Source organism: Aerococcus sp. BD502 (genome assembly GCF_057919555.1).
The window spans coordinates 1604465-1629918 of record NZ_CP147972.1; the positions used below are offsets into that span (position 1 = coordinate 1604465).

General features: G+C 44.7%; 25 protein-coding genes, 1 tRNA gene and 1 pseudogene. 19 read left to right on the plus strand and 8 right to left on the minus strand.

Going from position 1 to position 25454, the window contains the following annotated elements; all coding sequences use genetic code 11:
• Positions 1–33: 33 nt before the first annotated feature.
• Entirely contained in the window at positions 34–966 is a 933-nt protein-coding gene (gene coaA / locus WF803_RS07715) for a type I pantothenate kinase (protein WP_489610904.1), read from the plus strand.
• Between the two features lie 48 nt (positions 967–1014).
• On the opposite strand, the gene WF803_RS07720 is transcribed toward coaA, so the two are convergent.
• Both WF803_RS07720 and WF803_RS07725 read right to left on the minus strand, forming a co-directional pair.
• Complete coding sequence (locus WF803_RS07720; RefSeq protein ID WP_489610905.1) at positions 1015–1560, minus strand: TIGR01440 family protein; 546 nt, start codon at positions 1558–1560, stop codon at positions 1015–1017.
• Positions 1553–2032 (minus strand): arsenate reductase/protein-tyrosine-phosphatase family protein, encoded by a 480-nt coding sequence (locus tag WF803_RS07725; RefSeq protein ID WP_489610906.1) that lies wholly within the window; start codon positions 2030–2032, stop codon positions 1553–1555. The genes WF803_RS07720 and WF803_RS07725 overlap by 8 nt, the downstream gene beginning before the upstream one ends.
• Before the next feature lie 162 nt (positions 2033–2194).
• Between WF803_RS07725 and ung the strand changes: the two genes are divergently transcribed.
• Complete coding sequence (gene ung, locus WF803_RS07730) at positions 2195–2869, plus strand: uracil-DNA glycosylase (RefSeq protein ID WP_489610907.1); 675 nt, start codon at positions 2195–2197, stop codon at positions 2867–2869.
• On the opposite strand, the gene WF803_RS07735 is transcribed toward ung, so the two are convergent.
• The 4 genes from WF803_RS07735 to recU all read right to left on the minus strand — a co-directional run bounded on the left by WF803_RS07735 (position 2829) and on the right by recU (position 7265).
• Entirely contained in the window at positions 2829–3296 is a 468-nt protein-coding gene (locus WF803_RS07735) for a BlaI/MecI/CopY family transcriptional regulator (protein WP_489610908.1), read from the minus strand. The genes ung and WF803_RS07735 overlap by 41 nt on opposite strands.
• A 17-nt stretch (positions 3297–3313) precedes the next feature.
• Entirely contained in the window at positions 3314–4258 is a 945-nt protein-coding gene (locus WF803_RS07740) for an alpha/beta fold hydrolase (RefSeq protein ID WP_489610909.1), read from the minus strand.
• 71 nt (positions 4259–4329) lie between these two features.
• On the minus strand, positions 4330–6645 hold the full coding sequence (locus tag WF803_RS07745; protein ID WP_489610910.1) for a transglycosylase domain-containing protein: 2316 nt from the start codon (positions 6643–6645) through the stop codon (positions 4330–4332).
• A gap of 2 nt (positions 6646–6647) precedes the next feature.
• Positions 6648–7265, minus strand: coding sequence for a Holliday junction resolvase RecU (recU, locus tag WF803_RS07750; protein ID WP_489610911.1), 618 nt, complete (start codon positions 7263–7265; stop codon positions 6648–6650).
• Positions 7266–7513: 248 nt separating this feature from the next.
• On the opposite strand from recU, the gene tig reads away from it, so the two are divergent.
• The 5 genes from tig to rpoD all read left to right on the plus strand — a co-directional run bounded on the left by tig (position 7514) and on the right by rpoD (position 13873).
• The gene (tig, locus tag WF803_RS07755; protein ID WP_489610912.1) at positions 7514–8794 is read left to right on the plus strand and encodes a trigger factor; all 1281 of its coding nucleotides are present in this window, start codon (positions 7514–7516) and stop codon (positions 8792–8794) included.
• A 120-nt stretch (positions 8795–8914) separates the two neighbouring features.
• Entirely contained in the window at positions 8915–10204 is a 1290-nt protein-coding gene (gene clpX / locus WF803_RS07760) for an ATP-dependent Clp protease ATP-binding subunit ClpX (RefSeq protein WP_489610913.1), read from the plus strand.
• 50 nt (positions 10205–10254) lie between these two features.
• Positions 10255–10851: a ribosome biogenesis GTP-binding protein YihA/YsxC gene (gene yihA / locus WF803_RS07765; RefSeq protein WP_489610914.1), complete on the plus strand. Its 597-nt coding sequence runs from the start codon at positions 10255–10257 to the stop codon at positions 10849–10851.
• Positions 10852–10867: 16 nt separating this feature from the next.
• On the plus strand, positions 10868–12709 hold the full coding sequence (dnaG, locus tag WF803_RS07770) for a DNA primase (protein ID WP_489610915.1): 1842 nt from the start codon (positions 10868–10870) through the stop codon (positions 12707–12709).
• A gap of 6 nt (positions 12710–12715) precedes the next feature.
• Positions 12716–13873, plus strand: a complete 1158-nt coding sequence (rpoD, locus tag WF803_RS07775) for an RNA polymerase sigma factor RpoD (RefSeq protein ID WP_489610916.1) — start codon at positions 12716–12718, stop codon at positions 13871–13873.
• 1 nt (position 13874) lies between these two features.
• Here rpoD and WF803_RS07780 read toward each other — a convergent pair whose 3' ends face one another.
• The gene (locus WF803_RS07780) at positions 13875–14477 is read right to left on the minus strand and encodes an SGNH/GDSL hydrolase family protein (RefSeq protein WP_489610917.1); all 603 of its coding nucleotides are present in this window, start codon (positions 14475–14477) and stop codon (positions 13875–13877) included.
• A 108-nt stretch (positions 14478–14585) separates the two neighbouring features.
• Here WF803_RS07780 and WF803_RS07785 point away from each other — a divergent pair, with 108 nt between their 5' ends.
• Positions 14586–15446, plus strand: coding sequence for a DegV family protein (locus WF803_RS07785; RefSeq protein WP_489610918.1), 861 nt, complete (start codon positions 14586–14588; stop codon positions 15444–15446).
• A 93-nt stretch (positions 15447–15539) separates the two neighbouring features.
• A complete protein-coding gene (locus tag WF803_RS07790; RefSeq protein WP_489610919.1) occupies positions 15540–16229 on the plus strand; it encodes a flavin reductase family protein in 690 nt (229 codons plus the stop codon).
• A gap of 944 nt (positions 16230–17173) precedes the next feature.
• On the opposite strand, the gene WF803_RS07795 is transcribed toward WF803_RS07790, so the two are convergent.
• Complete coding sequence (locus tag WF803_RS07795; protein WP_489610920.1) at positions 17174–17659, minus strand: ECF transporter S component; 486 nt, start codon at positions 17657–17659, stop codon at positions 17174–17176.
• 165 nt (positions 17660–17824) lie between these two features.
• On the opposite strand from WF803_RS07795, the gene WF803_RS07800 reads away from it, so the two are divergent.
• From WF803_RS07800 to WF803_RS07845, 10 genes and pseudogenes are all read left to right on the plus strand, one after another.
• Positions 17825–17921: transfer RNA gene (locus tag WF803_RS07800), tRNA-Sec, on the plus strand.
• A 191-nt stretch (positions 17922–18112) separates the two neighbouring features.
• Positions 18113–18778: a hypothetical protein gene (locus WF803_RS07805; RefSeq protein WP_489610921.1), complete on the plus strand. Its 666-nt coding sequence runs from the start codon at positions 18113–18115 to the stop codon at positions 18776–18778.
• Positions 18779–18784: 6 nt separating this feature from the next.
• Positions 18785–19300, plus strand: a complete 516-nt coding sequence (locus WF803_RS07810; RefSeq protein WP_489610922.1) for a uroporphyrinogen decarboxylase/cobalamine-independent methonine synthase family protein — start codon at positions 18785–18787, stop codon at positions 19298–19300.
• An 88-nt stretch (positions 19301–19388) separates the two neighbouring features.
• Positions 19389–19730 (plus strand): sulfurtransferase-like selenium metabolism protein YedF, encoded by a 342-nt coding sequence (yedF, locus tag WF803_RS07815; protein WP_489610923.1) that lies wholly within the window; start codon positions 19389–19391, stop codon positions 19728–19730.
• Between the two features lie 51 nt (positions 19731–19781).
• Entirely contained in the window at positions 19782–20921 is a 1140-nt protein-coding gene (locus WF803_RS07820) for an aminotransferase class V-fold PLP-dependent enzyme (protein ID WP_489610924.1), read from the plus strand.
• A gap of 101 nt (positions 20922–21022) precedes the next feature.
• Complete coding sequence (locus WF803_RS07825; RefSeq protein WP_489610925.1) at positions 21023–21643, plus strand: DUF3841 domain-containing protein; 621 nt, start codon at positions 21023–21025, stop codon at positions 21641–21643.
• An 84-nt stretch (positions 21644–21727) separates the two neighbouring features.
• Positions 21728–22275 (plus strand): annotated as a pseudogene (locus tag WF803_RS07830) (DUF3841 domain-containing protein).
• Between the two features lie 149 nt (positions 22276–22424).
• The gene (locus WF803_RS07835; RefSeq protein ID WP_489610926.1) at positions 22425–22796 is read left to right on the plus strand and encodes a GrdX family protein; all 372 of its coding nucleotides are present in this window, start codon (positions 22425–22427) and stop codon (positions 22794–22796) included.
• A gap of 18 nt (positions 22797–22814) precedes the next feature.
• Positions 22815–24098 carry a glycine/sarcosine/betaine reductase component B subunit gene (locus tag WF803_RS07840; protein ID WP_489610927.1) on the plus strand — a complete coding sequence of 428 codons (1284 nt, stop codon included), beginning with the start codon at positions 22815–22817 and terminating at the stop codon, positions 24096–24098.
• Between the two features lie 15 nt (positions 24099–24113).
• On the plus strand, positions 24114–25403 hold the full coding sequence (locus WF803_RS07845) for a glycine/betaine/sarcosine/D-proline family reductase selenoprotein B (RefSeq protein WP_489610928.1): 1290 nt from the start codon (positions 24114–24116) through the stop codon (positions 25401–25403).
• Positions 25404–25454: the final 51 nt, after the last annotated feature.

A 25454-nucleotide genomic window follows, 5' to 3' on the forward strand; every position in this document is an offset into this window, starting at 1 on the left:
ATGATTAGACTGATTATTTAGAAAGGCTGAAGCATGGATAAAAATTCTTACTACCAAATCGATCGAGCGGCTTGGCGGGAATACCTCAGTAATGAAAAACCCCATGTCGATATTCATTTGACTAAGAAGCAGCTCGATCAGTTAATTTCCTTAAATGATGAACTGACCGTTGAAGATGCTTTAGAAGTTTATGAGCCGATGACCCAATTAATCGCCATCTACCGGGATACTTACACGCAATTAAGTGAGCGGCGGAAGCGATTCTTAGATATTAAGGACCGGATTCCTCCTTTTATGATTGTCATTAGCGGGAGTGTCGCCGTTGGGAAGAGTACGACCGCGCGGCTACTGCGCCTTTTTCTCTCTCAAGCCTATCCCGAGTTAAATGTCGATTTGGTGACTACCGATGGCTTTTTGTATCCGAATGCCGTGTTAAAAGATAAGGGGCTCCTCCATCGCAAAGGTTTCCCCGAAAGCTATGACATGCCGCGGCTGATTGAATTTCTCACCGCGATTAAAAATAATCGCCAGCATATCACTTATCCCCTCTATTCTCACGAGCGCTATGATATTGTGTCGGGAGCAGAGCGTCAATTGAAGGATCCAGGCATTGTGATTGTGGAAGGCATTAATGTTTTGCAACTGACGGGTCGGGAAGATATTTTTGTAGGCGATTTTGCGGATCTCTCGATTTACGTGGATGCTAAAACGGAGGATATTGCCCACTGGTACGAGGAGCGCTTCTTGCTATTGCGAGAGCGGGCCTTGCATGATCCGGACAATTACCACCACCAGTTTGCACATTTAAGTGAGGAAGAGGCGCGCCAGCATGCCCAAGCAGTGTGGGAGGATATCAATCTCGTTAATTTGTATGAGTATATTTTACCGACACGCATTCGCGCCGATATGGTCATCCACAAAAAAAAGGATCATTATATTGATCACTTATGGCTGAAAAAATATTAAAAAATGCCCAGAGAGTCAACGGCTGAGGTGCTCTCTGGGCTTTTTGTTCTATTTAAGGTCCATATTGTAGTGGGCGCGTTCGCCACCAATTGATTTTGGCCGGCGCCGGCAAGCATTGACCCAAGCTTCACCAATGCGGTGATGGTCCAGGCGAAGCGGGACGCAGACAGGTTCAATATGCATGCCAATGAAGGTATTACCAATATCTAGGCCGGCTTGGGCAACAATATTTTCTAAGACAATCGGCTCTTCAAAGTGCTTGTAAGCAGCAGTGCTGAAGGAACCGCCGGCATTAGGTTGGGGCACTACGTTTACTTCCGAAGCTTCTGGCTGAGCTTTTCGCTCACAAACAATGGCGCGGTTTAAATGCTCACAGCATTGGCAAGCCAAGTTAAGCTCATGGGCCTTCGTGACGTCATAGCAAGCTTTAAAAACTTGCTCACCGATTTCTGGAGAAGAAGCAGAACCGATATTTTCCCCCTTAATTTCACTTGAAGAACAGCCAACGACGACAATATCGCCAGCTTTTAATTTGGAAGCCTCGATGAGTTCTTCCATGATTGCTTTCGTTTCTTCATATAATTGGTCACTCATGCTTATCTCTCCTTTTCAGATCAGCAATTAAATTATTGATACCCGCATATAAATGATCATAGGTAGTTAAAAAATCTCCAGTTTGCATCGGGTCGAGCACATCGCCATCCTCTGGCAGGAATTCCCGAAAGGCGACGACCTTAGCGGGCGTGCCTTGCAGGAGGGTTCTGGCTTTGTCGACAATGCCCTGGTCCATCCCTATGATTAAGGAAAAACGCTGGCCGTCCTTATTTTTGAGCTGGCGGCTGCGATGAAAACGCAAGGGAATGTGGAAATGCTTGAGGAGTTCTCGGGTTTTGGGGTGGGGTGCTTGGCCGATACACCAATTTTCTACGGCTCGTGATTGCACTCGGTAATGGCGCCAAAGCCGCTCTTCTCGTAAACGCTGTCTTAAAATAGCCTCTGCCATGGGCGAACGGCAAACATTAGCTCGGCATACGAAAAGTAAGCCTTCTCTTTTCCACCATAGCATTGCATTTTTCCTCCTATTAATATTGTAGCACAGGCTTTTAGGAAGGTTAATTATCCTGCTTTTCTTATTTTAACATGGAAGGAAGCACTTCACCTTAACAATTTATGGGAGTCATGCTAAATTAGTAGCAGTAAAGGAATTTTGTTAGAGAGGAAGATAAGAATGGAAAGCCAGCAGTCTTTAACTTGGGCGGACGTCTTAGCCCCTGTTTTGCATAGTTCGACCTATGAAAGGTTAAAAACTTATTTAGCGATGGAAGGGCAAAAGACAAAAATTTACCCGCCAGAAGCAGCTATTTTCCGCGCTTTTCAGCTGACGCCCTTTGAAGACGTGAAAGTCGTGATTTTAGGCCAGGATCCCTATCATGGGGAGGGCCAGGCGAATGGGCTGAGCTTTTCCGTGAATCGTGGCCAAGCCTTGCCGCCATCCTTGCGGAATATTTACCAGGAATTAGAAGCTGATTTAAATATTAAAACCCCAGTCCACGGGGATTTAACTGCCTGGGCTAAGGAAGGCGTCCTCTTATTAAACAGTGTCTTAACGGTCGAGGCGGGCAAGGCGAATAGCCATCGGGGCAAGGGCTGGGAATTGCTGACTGACCAGGTGATCGAGGCTTTAAATGAGCGGGAAGAGCGCATTGTTTACATTTTATGGGGCAATGCAGCTAAAAAGAAAGGGCGACTCATCGACACGCAGCGCCATGCCACCGTCTCTTCCGTTCACCCCAGTCCTTTGTCAGCTTACCGGGGCTTCTTTGGCTCCAAGCCCTTCTCTAAAGCCAATCAGCTCCTGCAGGCTAGTGGTCAGAAGCCGATCGATTGGCGTTTGCCGGCTTAGTGTGATGCTGGCAGGTGCATTGACCGGGCGGGCAGGTGCAGAGGACTTCCGGCACGGTTTCTTTCTCAGCCAGGCAATGTTCGATTTGGGCTTTCATATCCTTATCCAGGGGAGCGAGTTGGAGGAGTTGGCAGAGGAGGTCACTGGCGTTTCTTTGGCAAGTGGAATGAAGCAAGGCTTTGAGACGTGTGGCCATCGCTTCCTCTTCGCTTGCTTTTGCTTCGTAGCGATAGGCGGGGCGCGTTTTTTCTACCTGTACTGCGTCTTTCTTGACGAGACGATTGAGGAGGGTTTTGATAGTAGAAGCTTGCCAGCCTTTTTCCTGATTTAAGATGGCTATAATTTTTCGACTGGGAGAAGCTCCTTGGGACCAAAGGACGCGCAAGACTTCCCACTCCGCTTGGGTAATTGCCGCATGCTTTTTCATTCTAAACCTCCTTTAGGCTAAAAGATGGGGGAATTTTGAGGAAGGATATGTTGGCGTTTGAGCCAAGCCAACATTTCAGTAAAAACAATCTCGGGCTCATGGTAGAAGAAAAGCTCATGCCCACGTCCAGAAAAGATCATAAAGGTTACGCATTTTTGCTGCTGGGCTTGTAATTCCTGGGTGAGGTACTTTTGATCTAGCCCGCGGAAGAGCATGGGATCACTCTCCCCATTCATAAAGCAAAGCGGGAGCTCAGGCCGCAAGCCTTGGGCCCAGTTCTTCTCCGTGGCTTGCATGGCTAATTTAAGCATCATAGCAAAGCCACTGTTTGAGAAGACAAAACCTGCTAGCGGAGGGTCAATATCTTGATGTTTTTCGCGTTCATACCAGCCTTGTTGAACCTTGGTCAGTTTCGTTTGCCCCAAATGTTCTTGGCTGAATAATTGCTGGTGGAGGGTATAGTTCGGAACTTGGGCATGGTGGTGGGCTAAAATTCGGCCTAAAATTGGCGCTAAGTGCAGACTTTTGACATGGCCATGGGTCGCCGATAAAAAGCAGGCCGCCACCTGGTCACTGTGGGTTTTCAGGTAGAGGCGGGACACATAGGCCCCCAGGCTATTGCCCAATAAAATGACCGGTATCTGCGGGCATTTCTGGTGGGCATAGTTGATGCCCGTAATGAGATCCCAAACTAAGGCGTCGGGAATTTTTTCATAATGCTCATAGCGCCCCAATTTCTTTAAATGCTTCGCATAAGCGCCATGGCCAATTTGATCATGGCCCATAACAGTAATATTTTTTCCTGTAAAATACTGGGCTAAGCGCTCATAACTTCTCGTATGCTCCGACATGCCGTGCACGATATAGAGTAAAGCTTGCGGATTTTTAACGGACCAATAATGGAGGGGGATGACCGCACGCTCTTGGTGGGCTTGGCTAGGTAATTCAATATATTGATACATAAATAAAACTCCTTTGAATGGTTAAAAGCAGCCCCAGGCGACCGCTAAGCGGTGTGTGGAGCTGCTTTTTTCTAAGCAAACCAGCGTTCCCGCCGTAGCGGTAAGAGATAAGCTTCCGGTCCTGGTGGGCTTGGTGGGGAGGCTTCATCATCATCATCAGGGCCTTGGATCCCTTCTAGAATGGATTCAAGGAGATCAGAATCGACACTTTCCTTGTCTTCCTCATCGTCCTGATCTTCCTCATGGTCCTCATGGTCTTTCTCTTCATTATAGTCATCCTCGTCATACTCAGGGGCGGGGGTGACCGGTGCCGGCATTTTTTGGAATTCTTCGTATAGTTTTTCATTAATCAATTCATTGACCGCTAAGTTATAGGGGGTAGTCGCCCGCGAAGGATGCAAGGGGTTGGAGAGCAGTTCAACCAATTCACGGTGCACCGTATCTGGCTGCTTCCAATCTTCTTGGTGGGAGCCATTAGTTAGATGATCCATCAAGGTGCGGTAGACATTATTAACCGCCCAGCCTGATTCCGTTGTGAGGTAATGCTCATTATTGAAGGGCTGGTCATAGCCAATCCATAAGCTCACCGCCCGGTCGGTGGTATAGCCTGACATCCAGCGGTCTGGTACCGCGTTTTCTGGTAGGTTATTATCCCGCAATTGTTCTGGGGTGTAATTGGTTGTGCCCGACTTACCAGCTTCTATAACATTGGGATTGTGGTAGGAACGGGCTTGTCCTTCTGTGAAAACAGATTTCAGCATATCCGTTAAGATATAGGCGGTTGATTCCCGCATGGCCTGTTCACTTTCTCCCGCCACTTCAATTTTTTCGTCTTCCAAAGTGACGAAGTAATCGACCGCTTTGGGTTCATTGTAGCGCCCCATGTTTCCTAGGGTTGCGAAAGAAGCACTAAGGGCTAGCGGGGTTAATTCGCCCCCGATTGAATTAGATTCATAGGCCCCGGCACCATCGTTTAAATTAATGTGCATTTTTTTCGTAAATTCGTTGACCCGATCAGCGCCCACTTCTTGGAAGAGTTTGAGGGCAGGAATATTGCGTGATTCGGCGAGTGCCTGTCGGGCAGAGATTAAGCCTTGGTATTGCCGGTCCCAGTTATTAATTTCATCGCCGGAAGAATATTTGTAAGGCTCATCTTTAATCCCTAGGGCCGGGCTCAGATTCAAGTACTCAATAGCTGGCCCATAAACGGTAAAAGGCTTAATGGAAGAACCGACACTGCGGTCTAATTCAGTCGCCCGGTTAAAGCCGAGGACGCCTTCTTGATGCCGGCCACCGAAGAGGGCGACAATATGCCCTGTTTTAGTATCAATAATCGAGCCAGCTGCCTGCATCAGGTCATCAGCAAAGTACTGGCGATTGTCATCATTAAGGAGATTATAAAGGTATTCTTGGGTATCGTAATCCAAGTGCGTATAGATCTTTAAGCCATCCGTCCACATATCAAAGCCGGCTGCTTTAATATCTTTATCAACTTGCTGGATATAGGAGTCGACAATTTGGGCTTTTTTTGATTGTTCCTCATTTGATTTAAGCTCTTGTAAATCGGCATCCACGGGCTCATTCATGGCCTCTTCAGCAGCTGCGGCAGAAATCTTACCGTCTTCGAGCATTTCCTTTAAAACCGTGTCCCGCCGGTTTTTCGCCTTGTCGGGATGGGTGTAGGGATCGTAATTATTCGGCGCCTGCGGCATCCCGGCTAACATGGCCGTTTGGGCGAGGGATAATTGGTCCAGATCCTTGCCGTAGTAAACTTGGGCGGCTGTCCCCATGCCGTAAACCCCGTTCGCCATATAAACTTTGTTGATGTAAAATTCAAATATTTGCTTTTTACTGTAGTGGCGCTCCAATTGCAAAGCCAGCCAAATTTCTTGGACTTTCCGCTTGTAGGTTTGGTCAGCTTTCGTGGTGGAGAAGGCAGCTAATTTAATTAATTGCTGGGTGAGAGTAGAACCGCCTTGGGCAATTCCGCCTGCTTTCAAGTTAGCGAGGAAGGACCCTGCAATCCGCTTCAGATCAATCCCGTTATGCTTTAAAAAACGCTTGTCTTCAATAGAAGTCACAGCATCAAAAGTCTGCTGGTTAATATGGTCTTCGCCAATGATGATGCGTTCATTATGACTGGTTTCAAAAATTTCATTACCATTTTGATCGAAAATGGTTGAGGCAATTGAACCTTGTAAATCTTTTTCCGTCACCACTGGCGCTTTGGCAGCCCAAGTCAAGCCTAAGCCGGCTAGACCCACCCCGATCACCAGGGCGACTAAAATAAAACCACCTAAAATATAGCCCCAGAGCTGGGGTCGTTTCCGGCGTTTTTTCTGCTGCTTTTCATGACGACGGTGACGTCGCGTTCTCTCTTCCGTCATCTTTATCCCTCCTTTTGCTTGATGTATTGACGTACGGCAGGTAGGTAGTCGAGCTGGGGCTGCCAGCGACTTTTTAAACGAAAGCCAAATTTTTGAATCCGTTCGATGGGAATGGAGACATATTCTTTCGCTTCATAAGCTTGCCAGTCGACGTCAAGTTCTTCGATGGGATAAAGATAGGCTTCATCCAAAGTCGAAAATAAAAATATGGTAAAGCAGACGCCGCCTGCTGCATGGCAGGCTTTCATATGTTCCACTTGGTGCTTGTGTAAATTACTTAAAGGAAAACGTGTTTTTTGCTTAGTTTCCTTGGCCTCAAAATCTAAATAGTAACCTTTGTAGACGCCATTGTAATCCGTAGTTGAGGCTTGGCGGTAGTAAGCTTCCTTAATTCTGGCTTGGCTGCGCTTGGGGTAGGCCACGTCGACCACTTGAATAGGGGTCGGTTTTTTATAAACAATAGCCAATTGCCGTTTTCGATACCAGGTATTCGCCTGATTGAGTAAACGTTCCAAGGTCATCCCACGATTGCCAAAATTGGGGCTGCTTGTTCCCTTTTGCTTACGTCGGCGCTCTTTCTGGACAGGCGCTTGGTAAGTCTCACCATTGGGATAGCGCAAGATGGTCACCTCCAAATTTGAGTTAATTTCATTATAGCAAGGATTAGAGCATTTTCCTAGAACCATTGTTTGGGACTTGCTAAGATCTGTCTCAAGGCTGATTTTGCCCATAGAAAAGAAATTCCTTGACAATCCTTCAAGGATCATGGACAATCAGCGTATTATCCTGTATAATTCGTAACGAACCGTATAGGGGCATTTTGCATATCGCACCTATTTAAATATTTTAAAAAGTTAGGGGAAGTATAATGTCTGTAAGTTTTGAAAAGAAAAGTAAAAATGAAGGAATTTTAGAATTTTCCGTAGCCAAAGAAGAAGCACAAAAAGCTTTAAAGCAAGCTTATAAACGGATCAAAAAAGATATTAGCGTACCAGGCTTCCGAAAGGGTAAAGTAAACTACCAAGTGTTCACCAAAATGTTTGGTGAAGAAGCCCTCTACGAAGACGCTATTCAATTTGTCCTGCCCGCTGCCTACCAAAAAGCAGTAGAAGAAGAGGACTTAGATGTTGTCGGCCAACCAGAATTCGATATTTCTGAAATTGGTAAAAATAAAGACTGGCTCTTCAAAGCTACCGTTGCCCTTAAACCTGAAGTTAAACTAGGGGACTACAAAAATCTCACCGTGAAAAAAGTTGACACGGACGTCAAAGACAAAGAAGTCCAAGAACGTTTAGAACAAGCCCAAGAAAATCTCGCGGAATTAACCTTAAAAGAAGGGCCGGCCGAAAAAGGCGATACTGTTGTGATTGACTTTGAAGGCTTCAAAGATGGGGAAGCCTTTGAAGGTGGAAAAGGCGAAAACCATTCCCTCGCCTTAGGATCTAACAGTTTCATCCCTGGCTTTGAAGAGCAACTCGAAGGGGTTAAGGAAGGCGACGAAGTGACCGTCAATGTTACCTTCCCTGAAGAATACCATGTTGACGACTTGGCTGGCCAAGACGCGGAATTCAAAGTCAAAGTCCATGAAGTGAAGGAAAAACGTGTGCCTGAATTAGATGACGAATTCGCTAAAGACGTGGATGAAGAAGTGTCTTCCCTTGACGAATTGAAGGACAAATACGCGCGTGAACTAGAAGAAGCTAAAGAACGGCAAGCTAAAGAAGAACAAGATGAAGAAGCCCTTCGCAAAGCCGTCGCCAATGCTGAAATTGATGACTTGCCCCAAGCAATGGTTGATGAGGAAGTTGATCGCCAAGTGAACCATTACTTGAATGAAATGCAACGTCAAGGCATTGCTCCTGATATGTACTATCAATTAACGGGCTCAAGTGAAGAAGACTTGCGCAAGCAATTTGCTGAAGATGCCGATACGCGGGTGAAAACGAACTTACTTCTAGAAAAAATTGTAGAAGCCGAAGACATCAAGCCTGATGAAGATGATTTGGAAGCAGAAATCAAGAATTTGGCTGAAACCTACAATATGGAAGAAGATAAAGTTCGTGACGTGGTTACAGCCGATATGCTTAGCCAAGACATTGCCTTGAAGAAGGCGATGGCGCTCATTACCGATACGGCAGAAGCAAAATAGGACTGAAAAATCGAGTTTAAAAAGGATTGAAGGATCAATTGCTTTGACTTCAATCCTTTTTTTTGACAAAATAATATAGATAGTAGACGATAAATGAGGAGAGGAGAGCGATGAGAGAGAATGAGTTATAAGGACGAACAACCTACGATTCACTGTTCATTTTGTGGTAAATCCCAGGATTTAGTCGATAAAATTATTGCTGGACCTGATGTTTTTATCTGCAATGAATGTGTCAATTTATGTCAAGAGATCATCGCCGAGGATAACCAGTTAAATCTCACCGAAGATTTAGCCCGGATTGAACCGCCGACCCCCAAAGAAATGCATAAAATTTTAAATCAATATGTCATTGGGCAAGAAGACGCCAAGCGCTCTTTGGCTGTGGCGGTTTACAATCACTATAAACGCATTAATCGCAATATTGAACTGCAAAAAGAACAAGATAGCCAAGATGAAGAAGCAGCCGCGATGGATGATGTGGAACTGCAAAAAAGTAACATTTGCCTGATTGGTCCTACCGGCTCAGGCAAAACTTACCTCGCCCAGACGCTAGCGCGTTTGTTGAAGGTACCTTTCGCTATTGCGGATGCCACCAGCCTAACAGAGGCCGGCTATGTGGGTGAAGATGTGGAGAATATCCTATTGAAACTTCTTCAATCAGCCGATAACGACCCTGAAAAAGCCCAGTACGGGATCATTTATGTGGATGAAATTGATAAAATTGCGCGTAAGTCAGAGAATGTTTCCATTACGCGTGACGTGAGTGGTGAAGGGGTGCAGCAGGCCTTACTGAAAATTCTAGAAGGCACGGTGGCCAATGTCCCACCGCAAGGCGGACGCAAGCATCCTTCCCAGGAAATGATTCAAGTCGATACATCCAATATTCTTTTCATTGTCGGCGGGGCCTTTGATGGGATTGAAGATATCATCAAAGAACGCTTAGGGGAGCGAATTATTGGCTTTGGGCAAAAAAATGAAGGCTTGAATTTCAGTCGAGAAGATGCCTTGGCCCACGTCATTCCCCAGGATTTACAGAAATTTGGCTTGATTCCGGAATTTATTGGCCGCTTGCCGATTATCACGGGTTTGAAGCAGTTAACGGAAGACGATTTGGTCGAAATTTTATCCAAGCCAAAAAATGCCTTGGTGAAGCAATACCAACGCTTGCTATCCTTTGATGGCGTGGCCTTAGAATTTGAGGAAGAAGCTTTAAGGGCAATTGCTAAATTGGCCATCGAAAGGAAAACAGGGGCGCGAGGCTTGCGTGCGATTATTGAAGAGTGTATGATTGGCATTATGTATGACATTCCTAGTCGGGATGATGTGGATAAAATTATCATCACGCCCGCTGTGGTGACTGAGCATACCTATCCTATTTTACTCGGACATGACGGACGGCAAATTGCTTAGAGACAGTTGAGCTTGGGTTTCCAAGCTCACTTTTGTCTAGGAGGAAAGCGATGGAAAATAGGCAAATTGAATTTTTAACCAGTGCGGTCAAACCCAGCCAATACCCGGCCCCAGATCGGCCTGAAATTGCCCTAGCGGGGCGTTCCAATGTGGGCAAAAGCTCCTTCATTAATAGTTTATTCGCCCGGAAAAAATTAGCCCGCACCTCAAGTAAGCCCGGTAAAACCCGCGTCTTAAATTACTATGAGCTCGCTGAGCGTTGCTATTTTGTGGACGTGCCCGGCTATGGCTATGCCCGGGTCAGTAAAAAAGAAAAAGCCGCTTGGCAGGAAATGCTGACCACTTACTTTGCAGAACGGTCTTCATTAGTGTTGACTTTTTTACTGGTGGATTTTCGCCACCAGCCCTCCAAAGAAGATGTTTTGATGAAAGAAAGCTTAGGCACTTGGGGCATACCTTATTTTATTATTGCGACGAAGGCAGATAAGGTAAAAAGAGGCCAGTGGCAAAAGCAACTTAACTTGCTTAAGACGACACTCTCCCTAGTTACGACGGAGCAAATTCTGCCCTATTCCTCTATTTCGCATACCGGCCGGGTTGAGGCTTGGGAAATTATTGAAGGCATTTTAGCCGAAGAGGGGGTTTAAGACGGGAGGTGTACTGATGGGAAGACGGATTCCAGAAGCCCTAATCAATAAAGTTAGAGAAGAAACAGATATCATTGACGTTATTGGTCACTATGTTGATTTAAGCAAAAGAGGCAAAAATTACTTTGGTTTTTGCCCTTTCCACGATGAAAATACGCCTTCCTTTTCAGTGGAGGCCGAACATCAATTTTTTAAGTGCTTCAGTTGTGGCCGTGGCGGCAGTGTTTTTAATTTTATTATGGAATTGGAGCATGTTTCCTTTCCGGAAGCGGTCGAAAAGGTGGCTGATTTAGGGGGCTTGCAACTTGATTTTAATTTTGGCGAGTCGGGCGGGGCTGACAACAGCCAAAGTCCAGAAGAAAGAGAAGCCCTAAAAATCACGTCAACGGTCAAGTCTTTTTACCATTATATTCTAACGACAACACAAGCCGGTCAACCAGTGCTCCAATACCTCAACAAGCGGGCCATCACGGACGAAAGTATAGCCCATTTTCACTTGGGTTATGCGCCCAAGGAAGATGGTCCCACCCAGCAATTCCTTTTAGGAAAAGGCTTCTCTAAAGCCGCCCTTGTAAATAGTGGCGTCATGAAGGAAGGGCAAGCAGGTTTACGGGACGCTTACCGGGGACGTTTAATTTTCCCTATTTTTAATGCTTCAGGGGCCTGTGTGGGCTTTTCCGGCCGGCTTTATGACGACCAGGCCGATCCTCATGCGCCTAAGTATTTAAATACGGAGGAAACCCTAGTCTTCAAGAAAAATCGCTTGCTGTACCATTTGAATGAAGCCAAGGCTTCAGCCCGCCGTGCTGGCGAACTGGTTCTTTTTGAAGGTTACATGGACGTGATTCAAGCCTGGCAAGTGGGGGTCAAAAATGGCGTGGCCTCCTTAGGTACCAGTTTGACGAGTGAGCAAATTCGTTTGCTACGCCGGCATACCCAACAAATCTTACTGGCCTATGATGGGGATGAGGCCGGTATTGAAGCCAGCCGGAAGGCCCTTGAACACTTTGCGGTGGAGGCGCCTAAAATAAAAGTTTATATTTTAATTTTTCCCAAAGGCCAAGACCCCGATGAATATATTCGCCAGCAGGGGGCGGCAGCTTTTCGCTCCTACCTCTATGAGAAACGTCTGACGCCTATTCAATTTTACCGCTTCTATTACCAGCAGAAATATTCCTTGGCTGATGATGAAGATTTGGTCCATTATGTGAAAGCCATGCTCCAGCAGATTGCTCGTTTGGAAGATCATATTGAAATTGAGGTGCAATTGCAGGAGTTGGCCCATGATACGGGTCTTGGAGAAGAGGTTTTAAAGGAGCAATACGAGCAGCTGGCCCGCCTTGAAAACACGGCGGAAGAAAAGACTGGGCAGACGCTCCCCATGGCTCCGCCGCCAGCAACTAACAAGCAGTCAGCCCTTTATGTGAATGAATTACAGTTGCTTCACCGCTTGTTATTTTGTGAGGAAGCTTGGGTGAAGCTTAAAAGTTTTGCGCCTGACTTTCACTTCCAATCCCAAACAGCGGAATCCCTCTTTCTCTTGCTAGGGGCCGTGCGTGAGCAAGAAAGTGAGGACTTTCGTCCGGAGGTGTTCTTAGATCGCTTAATGGGGGAAAGGGAGCGGCAATTTTATACGGATGCCTTGGCTTTGACGATGCCCAGTCAGGTAAGTGATCGTGAAATCCAAGATCTCATTTTTAATATCCAAACGACCAGTAGCCTGAAAGAAAAATTGGCGGCTTTGAACGCGGAAATTAAGCAGGCTAAAGCGAGTGACGACTATAATCGGATCGCCGCCTTGAATCGGCAGCGAATTGAGATTTTAAGACAGCGCCAAAACTATTTAAAGAGAGGTTGATGAATTGTGGCTAAAAAACCAACTTTAAAGCAGAAAACCAAGCAGCTCATCAAGGAGAAATTAATTTTTGGGTCCGTTCAATTTGATGAACTTAGCGATAAAATAGCCCAACCCTACCAGTTAAATGAAGAGCAAATGGATGAATTAATCGAAGCCTTTGAGGAAGCGGGCGTGGCCGTTGTCGATAAAAGTGGGAACCCCACTGGCAGGCAATTGAAACGAGCTGCCCAGAAAAAAGATGAAATGCTGGCTGAAGATGAAAAAGACAGCAAGAAAAAAAGCAAAAAAAGCAAGAAAGAAGAAGTCGATGAGACCAGTGTACCGTCCAATGTCAAGATTGATGATCCGGTGCGCATGTATCTGAAAGAGATTGGGCGAGTATCACTTTTGACCGCAGATGAAGAGGTTGCTTTAGCGAAGCGTATTGAAGAGGGGGATGATATCGCTAAGCAAGAATTGGCTGAGGCGAACTTGCGCCTAGTGGTTTCCATTGCAAAACGCTATGTGGGCCGGGGCATGTCCTTCTTGGACTTAATTCAAGAGGGCAACATGGGCTTAATGAAGGCTGTGGAAAAGTTTGACTATACCAAAGGCTTCAAATTCTCAACCTATGCTACCTGGTGGATCCGACAAGCTATTACTCGTTCGATTGCCGATCAAGCGCGGACGATTCGTATTCCTGTTCACATGGTGGAAACCATTAATAAATTGGTACGGATTCAGCGGCAACTCTTACAGGACTTGGGTCGGGAGCCCACACCAGAGGAAATTGGGGCTGAGATGGATCTGCCAACAGAGAAAGTCCGGAATATCATGAAGATTTCACAAGAAACAGTTTCTCTAGAGACACCCATTGGTGAAGAAGATGATTCACACCTCGGGGATTTCATTGAAGATATTGAAGCCATGAGTCCTGAGGCTTTTACCTCGCAAGAGATGCTTAAAGGCCAGTTGAATGAAGTTTTAGATACCTTAACAGATCGGGAAGAGAACGTCTTGCGCCTGCGTTTTGGTTTGGAAGATGGCCAATCAAAAACCTTAGAGCAAGTGGGTCAGCAATTTGGCGTGACACGCGAACGGATCCGTCAAATTGAAGCGAAAGCTCTTCGTAAATTACGCCACCCCTCCCGCTCCAAGCAATTAAAAGATTTCATGAAAGAATAGCTTAGGAAAGCTTCAGCACCGCTTCGATTTCCTGGGTGAGTAAGGCTTGGCCTTCTTTACTCAGATGAATATGATCCTTGGAAAAATACAGCTCTGGTTCTCGCTTAAAAGTAGCGGCCAGAGCTAATTTTGTCCGCCTAGGCTGCTGGGGGATTTGCTGCCAGGCCTCTTGCAAGCTTACGAGGCGTTCGGCTAACTGGGGCTTTTGGAAATTAGCGATCGGTTCCATTAAGAGCCACTGGGGTTGGTTGAGTTTATCATCCAATGCTTCTAGGAGTTTAAGGTAAGTTTGGGTCCACTGCTGGGTGTAGGCTGCCCAGGCGCTAGCGCTTCGTTCCCGCTCATACCAAACATCATTGACGCCTGCTAGTAAGCTGACCCGGTGGATCGGCTTTAACTCTGGCAATTGGCGGTGGACATCTTGGTAGACATGGCCAAGTTTAGCACCTTTGTAAGCTTTATTGATGCAGGTGATGGCCCTGTTTTCTTGATTGAAATGTTCTTGTAAAATTTTCACAAAGCCTCCGCCCAAATCTGTTGCCTGCCGGGCTTGGTTACGACCGCAAGCAGTCAGACTGTCGCCTAAAAATAAAAATCTTTCCATAATGATGTGCGCCTTCTTTCCTGGGGGGCATGGTATTTTATATTGTTTGTCCTGCCTACTTATGATAGCATGAAAGAGACAATGAAGTTCAGCGATAAGGAGTTTATGATGAATAAATTTGCGATTGTAACTGATAGTATCGCATATCTCAATGCCAGTTATTTAGAGGAGAACAATGTCTTCGTCGCCCCGTTAAGCGTAAATTTTTCGGACGGTGTTTACAAAGACATGTTTGAGATGGACGATACGGCCTTTTTCGACAAGGTTGCTGAGCTTGATGAAATTCCTAAATCCTCACAGCCTTCCCCCGGAGATATTATGGCCGTTTTTGATGAAGTAAGGGCCCAGGGCTATCAAGATGTCCTGGTGATTTCCATGACCCGCATAGCTTCAGGAACCTGTGCCGCTTTTGAACTAGCGGCTCAGCAAATCGATGATTTGGATATTTATGTTTTAGATAGTGAAACAGGCCTTCAAGTTGAAGGTTACTACATTGAAGAAGCCATTAAATACCGTGATACCGGCCATAGTCGCGATGAGGCCGTGGCCGCTATTGAAGACTTAATGCCTAGCTCGAAGCTCTATGTGGCTATCGATGATATTAGCTTTGTGATGAAAGGTGGGCGCTTAGGCAAGGCAGCCCAAGCCTTGGCTAATTTGCTTAGAATTAAACCGATTGTTTTTGTCGGTAAGGGCAAACTTTTTGTGTCGGGCAGGGCGTTTAGCTTTAAAAAAGCTATTAGCAAAATGCTCGGCACCTTTGAGGAAGACTTAAAAGATAATATTCCATTGAGAGCAACGGTCAGTGGACCAGCCCACTCCACTTACCTTAGGGACATTAAAGATTACTTCGCGCTCAACCATCCGGACGTTAAGCTAGAAGAAGGCCGCATTGGGCCCGTGATTAGTGTGCATGCAGGACCCGAGGCAATCGCTCTCATGTGGGCTAAGGACAGCAGTAAGGTTTAGTCAATCCTATAATAGGGATCTCAAAAATTTTAGTAAAGTAAAATAACGCAATAGGTTATTTCTAATAACATAACATTATATAGGGAGTATAATATGTTTTACGAAACTCAAAAAAATAATCATGGATTACCCCATAACCCTTTTAAATCATGCACGGTGCCAAGATGTATAGGGTGGTTATCCACAAGGAATGAAGATGGATCTGATAATATTGCACCATTTTCTCAATTTACTAATTTAACTTTTGACCCACCCTACGTATTGTTTTCTGCGAATCAAAATATTTTTGATGATAGAAAAAATACAGTAAAAAATATTGAAAGGACCGGTCAATTTGTATTTAATATGGTAAGTGAAGAATTGGCTGAAGCGATGAATAAATCTTCAATTGCAAAATTACCTCAGGGGTTTAAAGATAAATTTGAATATATTGGTGTTGAAAAACAAGAAGCAGAGTTAGTGGATGTAGCAATGGTAAAAAATTCACCAGTTCACTATGAAATTCAATATGTTCAAACACTTAGACTGCCTGGTAATGACATCATAAATACGATAGATATTATTATAGGAAAAGTGATTGGAATCCATATAAAAGATGAATTTATCACTGATGAGGGAAAAGTTGACATTGTTGGAATCAAGCCAGTAGCTCGATTAGGTTATTTTGATTTTACAGTCGTAAATAATTCTTTTGAAATGTCACCTCCTAAATTAGAAAGTGAAAAACTTCAATATTTAGTAGATAAAGGTTTGGAGGGAATAGCTGAAAATCAAGAAAAATAGGTTAAAGGAATATAAAGTGAGATATTTTCCCTAATGTATAGAAAAATTCTAATGAGAAGAAGCTATGAAGAGGCTATCAGGATATAATAAAAAGCTAGGAGAATCTGAATCCTGGCTTTTTATTATTTAAAAGTTATAGGCTATTGTGTTTTTACGGATTCTATGTGTCAATGATTCAGAAGCCAATGGTCCAGTAGCTTGTAGACTTTTATTTTCATCGCCAAAAGAGAAGTCGTGGCTGAGAGCGAGTTCAAAATATCTTCTTTCTTTGAGGAATTAAAAATCGACTTTGATGTGCTTTTGATTTCATTATATAAACACTAATTGACTTTTTACTCTACATCGCATATATATACCATCTGTGCTTGCATGAATTAAATCATATGCTTTTTGGAAAGCATTAAGTCATTGGATACTTCAACAGATGAATAGTTTAAATATTCGATATTTTGATCCATGATTTTAGAATAGTGTTATTTTTTCTCAAAGAATATGATGCCGCTGCTTTTGCCGTTTTGATTCATTTAAAAATGATACGGCCTTCAAACACTGCAAGCGGCTTTTAATTGATCTAGTTTGGTGCATTAGTTCCTGGCTCATATGGCTAAGAGCCTAATGGTTAAGTATAAAGCTAGGTTTTGCTTCGATTAATTTTTTCTCTATATTCTCCGGTGCCAATTTTAAATTGATATATCAATGATATCTAGTCTGCCTTCAGGTACTACAGGCTCCCTTATTAATTACGATGAAACCACTTAAGATCCATTTGTGAGGTTAAATTTTGGGATGAAATTGAGATTTCTATAATCGATGAATAAAAAATTTAAATATAATAAAAGGCTACTGGCTTTGAAGCCTATAGCCTTTTTATCTAAGACCGAAAAATGGTTTTGAACTCATTTTTCAAAACCTCTACTTTAGACAGTATAAGAGCGCTCTACCTTTTAGTGTAAATAGGAATCCAATAGTTGACTAATGATCGGATAGAGTAAGAGAGCAATTAAAATACTACCTGCGGCTTGCAGCAAGTTGCTGGGGAAGCTGGCCAAGGCCGCAGTAAAATCATACATAAACACTTCAGCTACTAGGTAACCCAAAGCCATCACAAAACCGGCTACGACAGCGACAAAGACACGACCGGCCGTATTCATCTGTTTGCTATAGCCAGCAATGAGGCCCTCGATGCCTTTAACAATTAACGTAACTGGGGCAAAATGGGCATAGCCTAGCAATAAGTCAGCGAGGGCTGAACCGATTCCCCCGGTCAGGCCACCGAAATAGCGGCCAAAAAGCATTCCGCTTAAAATAACCATGGAATCCCCCAAATTTAAGTAGCCATTCGTGGCTGGAATAGGAATATTAATGACCAAGGTGGCCACGCAGGTTAGCGCAATAAATAAAGCGGCGATCGTCAGTTTTTTTGTTTGCATTTTGTTCATTGAATCACCTTTCCTTCCCTGATACTTTCATTATAACCTAAAGGTCCTTAAAGGGAAACGCTTTTTATGAAGTCTAAAGATTAAAAGCAAAAGGCTTTCTTCTTCAAATTTGTTTGCATTGGTATTTAAAACATGCTACTATAATACATGTGTTAGGGGAGCGGATGGGTTCTGGTGTTCCCTCTGGTCTTCAAAACCAGTATAAGGGGTTAGAAGCCTCTTGGGTGAGTTCGATTCTCACACGTTCCCGCCAGAATTTAACCTGCCAATGGCAGATGTGAACATTAAAAGATGGGTACGCCCATCTTTTTTATTTTACAAAGGCCTCTAAAACAGTATAAAAGATAGGGTTTACAAAGCTTGAAATAATTGCTTTTAAGGTAGGGATATGCTAATTTAAAGGTGCATAATGTTCTACTAACTTTTTTAGTAAGGAGAGATAGTATGGTAGAAAAATATGAAGCTTTTACCACTTCTCTGATGGGGAGTATGCCTCGTTCGCAGGAGATGGTTGAAGCAATCGATAAATATCGGGCAGGTGACATCAACAGCCAAGACTTTGAAGCTTTAGTGGATAAGGAAATGGCCCATGTTGTTCGCCTGCAAGAAGAATCAGGTATTGACGTCATTACCTCGGGAGAAATTTCCCGGGATAACTACATGTCCTTTGTGGCCGATAAGGTCCCTGGGATTGAAATGATGAGTGTGGAAGAGATTGCCCACTTAACTGATGATGCCAAAGAAAACTTTGAAGAGAGTTTGAAGGAGCGCGACGTTTCCGATACTGGCATGAACAACCCTGTTTGTGCCGCTAAAATTGATACGAATGCTCATTTGGATTGTGATGAGTTGGGCCGCTTGCAAAGGATGACGAACCTCCCGATCAAAGCGACGGTTCCTAGTCCATACCTGCTCACACGTTCTTCTTGGGTGACTGGCGTTTCGGACCGTGCTTATGAAAATCGGGAAGAACTTGGCCAAGATATGCTTGAACTGGTTTTAAATGAAGTCAAACGCTTGGTTAAAATGGGCATTGAAGTCATTCAGTTGGATGACCCCATTTTGGCCGAAGTTGTCTTTACAGAGGACACGAAGCCAGCTTTTTATTGAGGGGCCTTGTCTGAAAAAGTCAAGTTTGACGACGAATTAGAATTTGCGAAAAATCTGATCAAACCTGTTTTCACCTATCTGAAGGGAACACCAGCCATGAGTGCCCTCCACGTTTGCCGAGGGAACTACACGCATGAAGAAAGCAGTCTGTTGTCTGGTTCCTACGAACAGCTTTCGGACTTCTTTGCCGTGGTGAATCCAGATATTCTCACCCTAGAATTTTCAACCCCTCGTGCCGGGGAGCTCGCTGCTCTATTCAAAAATGAAAAGGTCAAAGAGAACATTATGCTCGGTCTCGGCGTCATCAACCCTCGTACTGAAGAGGTTGAGAGCGTTGAGCAAATTATAACGCAAGTAGAGAAAGCTTTGGCTTATCTGCCAGCCGACCGGATTTGGTTAAACCCAGACTGCGGTTTCTCGACGTTTTCTAAGCGCCCGATGAATAGCTTTGACATTATTGAAAAGAAATGCCAAGCTTTGGCTGCTGCGCGCGACGAGCTGCGCAAAAAATACGCCAACTAGCTCATTGCGTCAGGAAAGGGGATCTGCGACCAGACGTTCTTTGATAAATGGATAGTTAGTATTCGGTTAAAAAGGAAGGTAAGATAAAATGAGCGAAAAATACACAGTAGTCATTGCAAGTACTGAAATGGGCCACGGGGAACCTGAAATTGGTGAAAAACTCATGGGGGCCTTCATCAGCAAACTGTTGGACCAAGAGACTTTACCGGAAACGATCTTAATTTACAACGAAGGAGTAAAACTCTCCGTTGAAGGTGCTGACACGCTCGAAGACTTAAAAGAGCTCGATAAACGCGGAGTCCGGATTCTTACTTGCGGCCTTTGCTTAGACTTCTATGGCATCAAGGATCGTCTTGGTGTTGGTGAAGAAATGAATATGGGCCAATTTGTCGAAATCACCCGTACGAGCGATCGTGTTGTTCGCCCATAACCTAGCTTTGGCGAGGCCTTGGCCTCGCTTTTTTCATAGGAGTGTGATGAAATGATTTACCTTGATAATGCGGCCACTAGCTTGAAGAAACCTGATGTAGTCATTGATGCAGTCGTGCAGGCAATGAAAACTATGGGGAATGCAGGTCGGGGGGCAACGGAAGAAGCGCTGAACACAGCGAGAACTATTTTTTCAGCCCGGGCTAATATTTGCGAGTTGCTGCATGGTGAAAACCCCAGCCAAGTAGCCTTCATGTCAAATTCTACGGAGGCTTTAAATACGGCCATTAAAGGCTTACTCGGTTCGGATGATCATATTATTTCTTCGGTGATGGAGCATAATTCTGTCCTACGCCCCCTTCATGAACTCGAAAAACAGGGCGCCCGCGTCACCTATGTGCCCACTGATGAACATGGGGTTTTAGATACAGAAACCTTATACCATGCGATCGAACCAGAAACGAAGGCGGTGGTCTTGACCCATGCTTCAAATTTAACCGGTAACGTGAACCCCGTGGAAGAGATTGGCCGCTGGTGTCAAGAACATGACATACTATTCATCGTTGATGCTTCTCAGACCCTCGGAGCTCTGCCAGTTGATGTCCAAGCTTGTCATATTGATGTGCTCTGCTTTACTGGTCACAAGAGTTTATATGGTCCCCAAGGCACAGGAGGCTTATATGTTCGGCCAGGAGTCTCTATTCAACATTTAAAGTCGGGTGGATCAGGGATTCAGACTTTTAATCCTGATCATCCTACCGAAATGCCTACCGCCTTGGAAGCTGGAACCATGAATGGCCATGGCTTGGCTGGACTCAATGCAGCCTTAGAATTCCTTTTAGATTACGGTGTCGAAAATATTGCCCAGGAAGAACGGGAAATGACGGATTATTTCTATAGGGCGGTGGAAAATATTCCCGGTATCAAAACATATGGCCAATTCCTACCGCATATTCCTCATGTTCCTGTGGTTGCTTTAAATATAAGGGACTTAGATTCCTCAGAAGTGGCGGACGAATTACTGGAAGAATATGATATTGAAACCCGTTCGGGTGGCCATTGCGCACCAAAAATGCATGAGGCGTTGGGTACTGAAAAGCAAGGTATTGTTCGTTTTAGTTTCAGTCATTTTACCACGAAGGAAGAACTGGACCAAGCCATCCAAGCCTTGAAGGAACTTGCCAGTCGTTAGATTAATGGCAAATTTGCCTTACAAAGGAATTTATTGATCGATAAAATACTTTACAAGACCTATCCCTTCCTCTAAACTGAATAGTAAAGGGAGGGGATCACATGGTCCGTTTATATACGAAGCAACATGTTAATTCCTTGCAGGAGCTGGAAAAACGGGGCGAGGTCACCAATAAGGAACTCTATGTGCGCCTGCACATGGGCTTGGATGCTGATTATTTTTCTGATCGCTATCGCACCTTTGTCAAACTCGCTGATCAAGTGCTTAAAAAGCCGGCGGGCGTGGAGTATCCCATTTGGTGTGCCATTAGCAAAGATACCACGCGCATGCCTTTTAATAAGGAAGTTGTCTACTGTTTGAATGTCCCCGAAGAGGAAATTATTTATTTTAATGCTATGGAGTGGGACTTGGTCCTTAATTATTTATATGTTCCTTTGGATGACGAAGACGAAGCTCGCTTCCAAAAAGAAGTCAACAAATTGGGTGTGACCGATGCTTATAATTTCATCCATGGAAAATATGCAGGCTTTTACCCAGAAATTGAAGCGGAAATACGCAACAGCTGGCAGCGTATTTTCGATGTAGATAAAGAGCAATTGAATCGTTTCCGCCATTCCGGTAATCTTTGGCATATTAAGGAAAAATGGGTCGAGCATATTATTTATCCGGGTGATGATTTTGCTAAAATCACAGCGGATGAGCCCGATATGTTTGGCTTATAGGTGGAGCAATATATGGAGGAAAAAATAAGTCTCTACACTCGGCAAAATGCAAAGTCACTTTATGAATTGGAAAACAAAGGCTATATGACGAATAAGGAGCTCTATGTCAAGCTCCACATGGGGGTGGATGCCCCTCACTTTATTGATCGTTATCGGACCTTTGTGGCCATGGCCGAGCATATCGTGCCTCGGCCAAAGCGATTGCCTATCCCATTTGGTGCACCACGCAAAAACGCTATTGCAAACGCCCAATAGCCGGTGAGCTAATTTATGCCCTAGAGGTGCCGCGCGAAGAGATCATTTTCTTTGATGGGCAAAAATGGGATTATGTTTTAAATTATCAATATTGTCCCTTAAATGAAGCGGACGAACGGCGTTTTAATCAAAAGCTAGACCGTTTAGGCTTGGGAAATATCGTCAATCTTTTTCAACCTAAATATCAGCGGATGTATGAGGATATTAAGGAGGAAATCCGCCAAAGTTGGTCGCGGATTTTTGACCTAACGAATTCTAAGGCTGCTACTATTGAGGCGAACCTCTGGCAAATTCGTCAGGAATGGGTCAAACATGTGATTCAGTCCGATGAGGATTTTTTTGCCAAAGTTCGGGATATGACAGATATTAATTGGTAAGTTCTAGGGAGTTTAGGCTCTTCACAGGAGGTGGAGGGCTTTTTTCTTTGCTTATTTTAAGGCATAAAGATAAAAATGTTACCAGACTAACATCAAAAAAAAATTGTAAGTGGTTTAATAAAGATAGAGGAGAGGGAAAGGAGGCTTGTATGGAAGAATTATTGCTGGTGACGAATAACTCTTTAATCAAGGAGGGAGATTTTCCTTTAAGGATTCAACGTGTGGAGGGTGATTTTAGCTCAGTTTTAGAAGCGGCCAAGCACTTAATTTATACAGGCCATGAATTATATACGCATCCTTTACCAGCTTCGATCAAAATGTTTTTGTCGCCTAGTTGGTCCATTATTTTGCGTCAGCCTAAGCAAAAAGGGGTTACCCCGATGGCTTCTGCTCAATTGATTGAGGAAGCCATTAATAAATACGACCATATTTTAGGCCAGCGGCAGAGTGATTGGCAACGGCAGGCAGATTATGAATTGATTGACCGCGATCTGGTGAAGGAAAGTTTAGCTTTAGCATAATGTTTAGGAGGTGCCAGTATGAAATTAGAATTACAAGATGTGGTGATTGAAGAAATAACAGCAGGAGAGCGAACAGAAATAAACGGGAAAAAACTGACCATCAATCTGCAGGAAATGGCCGAAGAGGTGGCCAGTGTAGATAATATTGCCGCGGCCCAAATTGACTTGGCCCGCCCTGGGGAAAAGGTTCGTATCATTCCGGTGAAGGATGTGATCGAACCACGCTGGACAAAAGGTCGTGATGGGCAATTCCCAGGCGTGACCGCTGAAATGCAGCAAGTCGGTGATAATGAAACGAAAGTAATGAAAAATGTGGCCGTGGTGACTGTGGGCGATATCGTAGGTTTCCAAGAAGGCGTCATTGACATGTGGGGAGAAGGGGCCAAGTGGACACCTTTTTCTAAAACCTTAAATGTGGTCGTCGATCTAACGCCAGTCGACGGGCTTGAGCCTCATGAGCACGAGGAAGCTTGTCGTTTAGCTGGCTTTAAGGCGAGTGAATACTTAGGGGAAGCCTTAGCGGACGTTGAACCAACAAAAACACGCTCCTATGAAATTGAGGGCGTGGCCGAAGGTTTGAAAAAATATCCAGACTTACCTCGGGTGGCTTATGTCGAAATGATGATCGCCCAAGGTTTACTCCATGATGGCTATATTTATGGGGTGGATGTGAAGGAAATTATTCCGACGCTTTTAAATCCTCTCGAGGAGTTAGATGGCGCGGTGATTTCCGGTAACTGCGTGGCGGCTTGTGATAAAATTACGACTTACCAGCACCAAAATAATAGTGTGATTTTGGAACTACTGGAACGTCACGGCAAGGATTTAAACTTTGTTGCTTCGATCATGGTGCCCGAATTAACCGTTTTAGACGGGAAGTACCGCTGCTGCGACTACACCGTCAAATTAGCAAAACTCTTAGATGTGGATGGGGTCATTGTTTCTGAAGAGGGTTACGGCAATCCGGATACGGACCTCGTCATGATTTCCGCCGGCATGGAGCAGGCCGGCATCAAATCGGTCTTGATTACTGACGAGTGCTCAGGCTGGGCGGGCGACTCCCAACCCTTAGCTGACGCCAAAGAAGAAGCTAAAGCCGTCGTATCGACCGGTAATGTTTCGCACTTAGTTAAATTAGCCCCAGCTGATCGCATTCTGGGTAATGACCAAGCGATTGAAAATTTAGCGGGTGGCTGGGATGGCTCTCTCGACGAAGCCGGTAATATTACCTGTGAATTAAATGCCGTGATTGGTGCGACTTCAGAAATCGGCTACCACAATTTAACGGTTGAATTAAATTAAAAGGAGGGGAGCTTAATGAAAAAAGTATTATACTACGTTAACCAATTCTTTGGCCAAATTGGAGGCGAGGATAAAGCAGGCTTCAAACCTGAATTACGTGAAGGGCCAGTGGGACCTGCCCTGGGTTTTAGTGCCCAACTAGAGAATGCCGAAGTAACCCACACGATCATTTGTGGGGATAACTACTTTAATGAAAATACCGAACTGGCCCAGCAATTTGTGATGGAGAGTTTTGATGAAGTAAAACCCGACCTCGTTGTGGCTGGCCCAGCCTTTAACGCAGGACGCTATGGAATGGCCTGTGCGGGGGTGGTCAATACCCTAAAAGATAAGACTACAGTGCTCACGGGGATGTATCGTGAGAACCCCGCTGTGGATCAGTGTCGTCTGAATGCTTATATTATTCCCACGAAGGATTCAGCAGCGGATATGCGCAAGGCCTTGCCTAAGATGGCGGAATTGGCCAACAAAATCCTAGCAGGTGAAGACCTGTCGCCCGAAGCCGATGGCTACATGCCGCAAGGCCGCCGCGATACCATCTTTGCGGAAAAAATTGGAGCCGTGCGGGCGGTTGATATGCTGATGAAACGTTTCCGTGGTGAAGAGTACAAAACTGAGTTGCCCATGCCTGAATTTGATTATGTTGAGGCTGCTTTACCAGTAAGTGACATGAAAAACGCCACGATTGCTTTAGTAACCACGGGGGGTATCGTGCCAGAGGGAAATCCCGACCATTTACAATCTGCTTCAGCACAAAAATGGGTGAAATATGATATCAGTGAGCTTGATGAATTGAAAGGTAAATTTATCACTGTTCACGGGGGTTTTGATCCTGTTTACGCCAATGATAAGGCCGACCGGGTGGCTCCCTTAGATGAATTAACGCGTCTAAAAAATGAAGGTAAAATTGGTGGGATTTATAAATACTTCTATTCGACTACAGGAACCGGCACCTCTGTTGGGAACTCCGAGCAATTTGGCCAGGAAATTGGCCAGGAACTTCATGATGCAGGTGTGGATGCTGTTATTCTCACCTCTACCTGAGGGACGTGCACACGTTGCGGAGCAACGATCGTCAAAGAAATTGAACGTTTTGGAATTCCTATTGTTCACATGGCGACAATTACAACGATTTCGGAATCGGTGGGTGCCAATCGCATTGTACCGACCGTCGCTATTCCCTATCCAGTGGGCAACCCCGAATTAGGGAAAAAAGAAGGCAATGTCCGTGATGAATTAGTTGATCGTGCTATTCGCGCTTTAACGACGGAAGTCGCCTCTCCGACTGTCTTTAAGGCGGAATAAAATATGAAAGAGGAGAGCCATCTCCTCTTTTTAAATTTTTGGAAAGGAGAG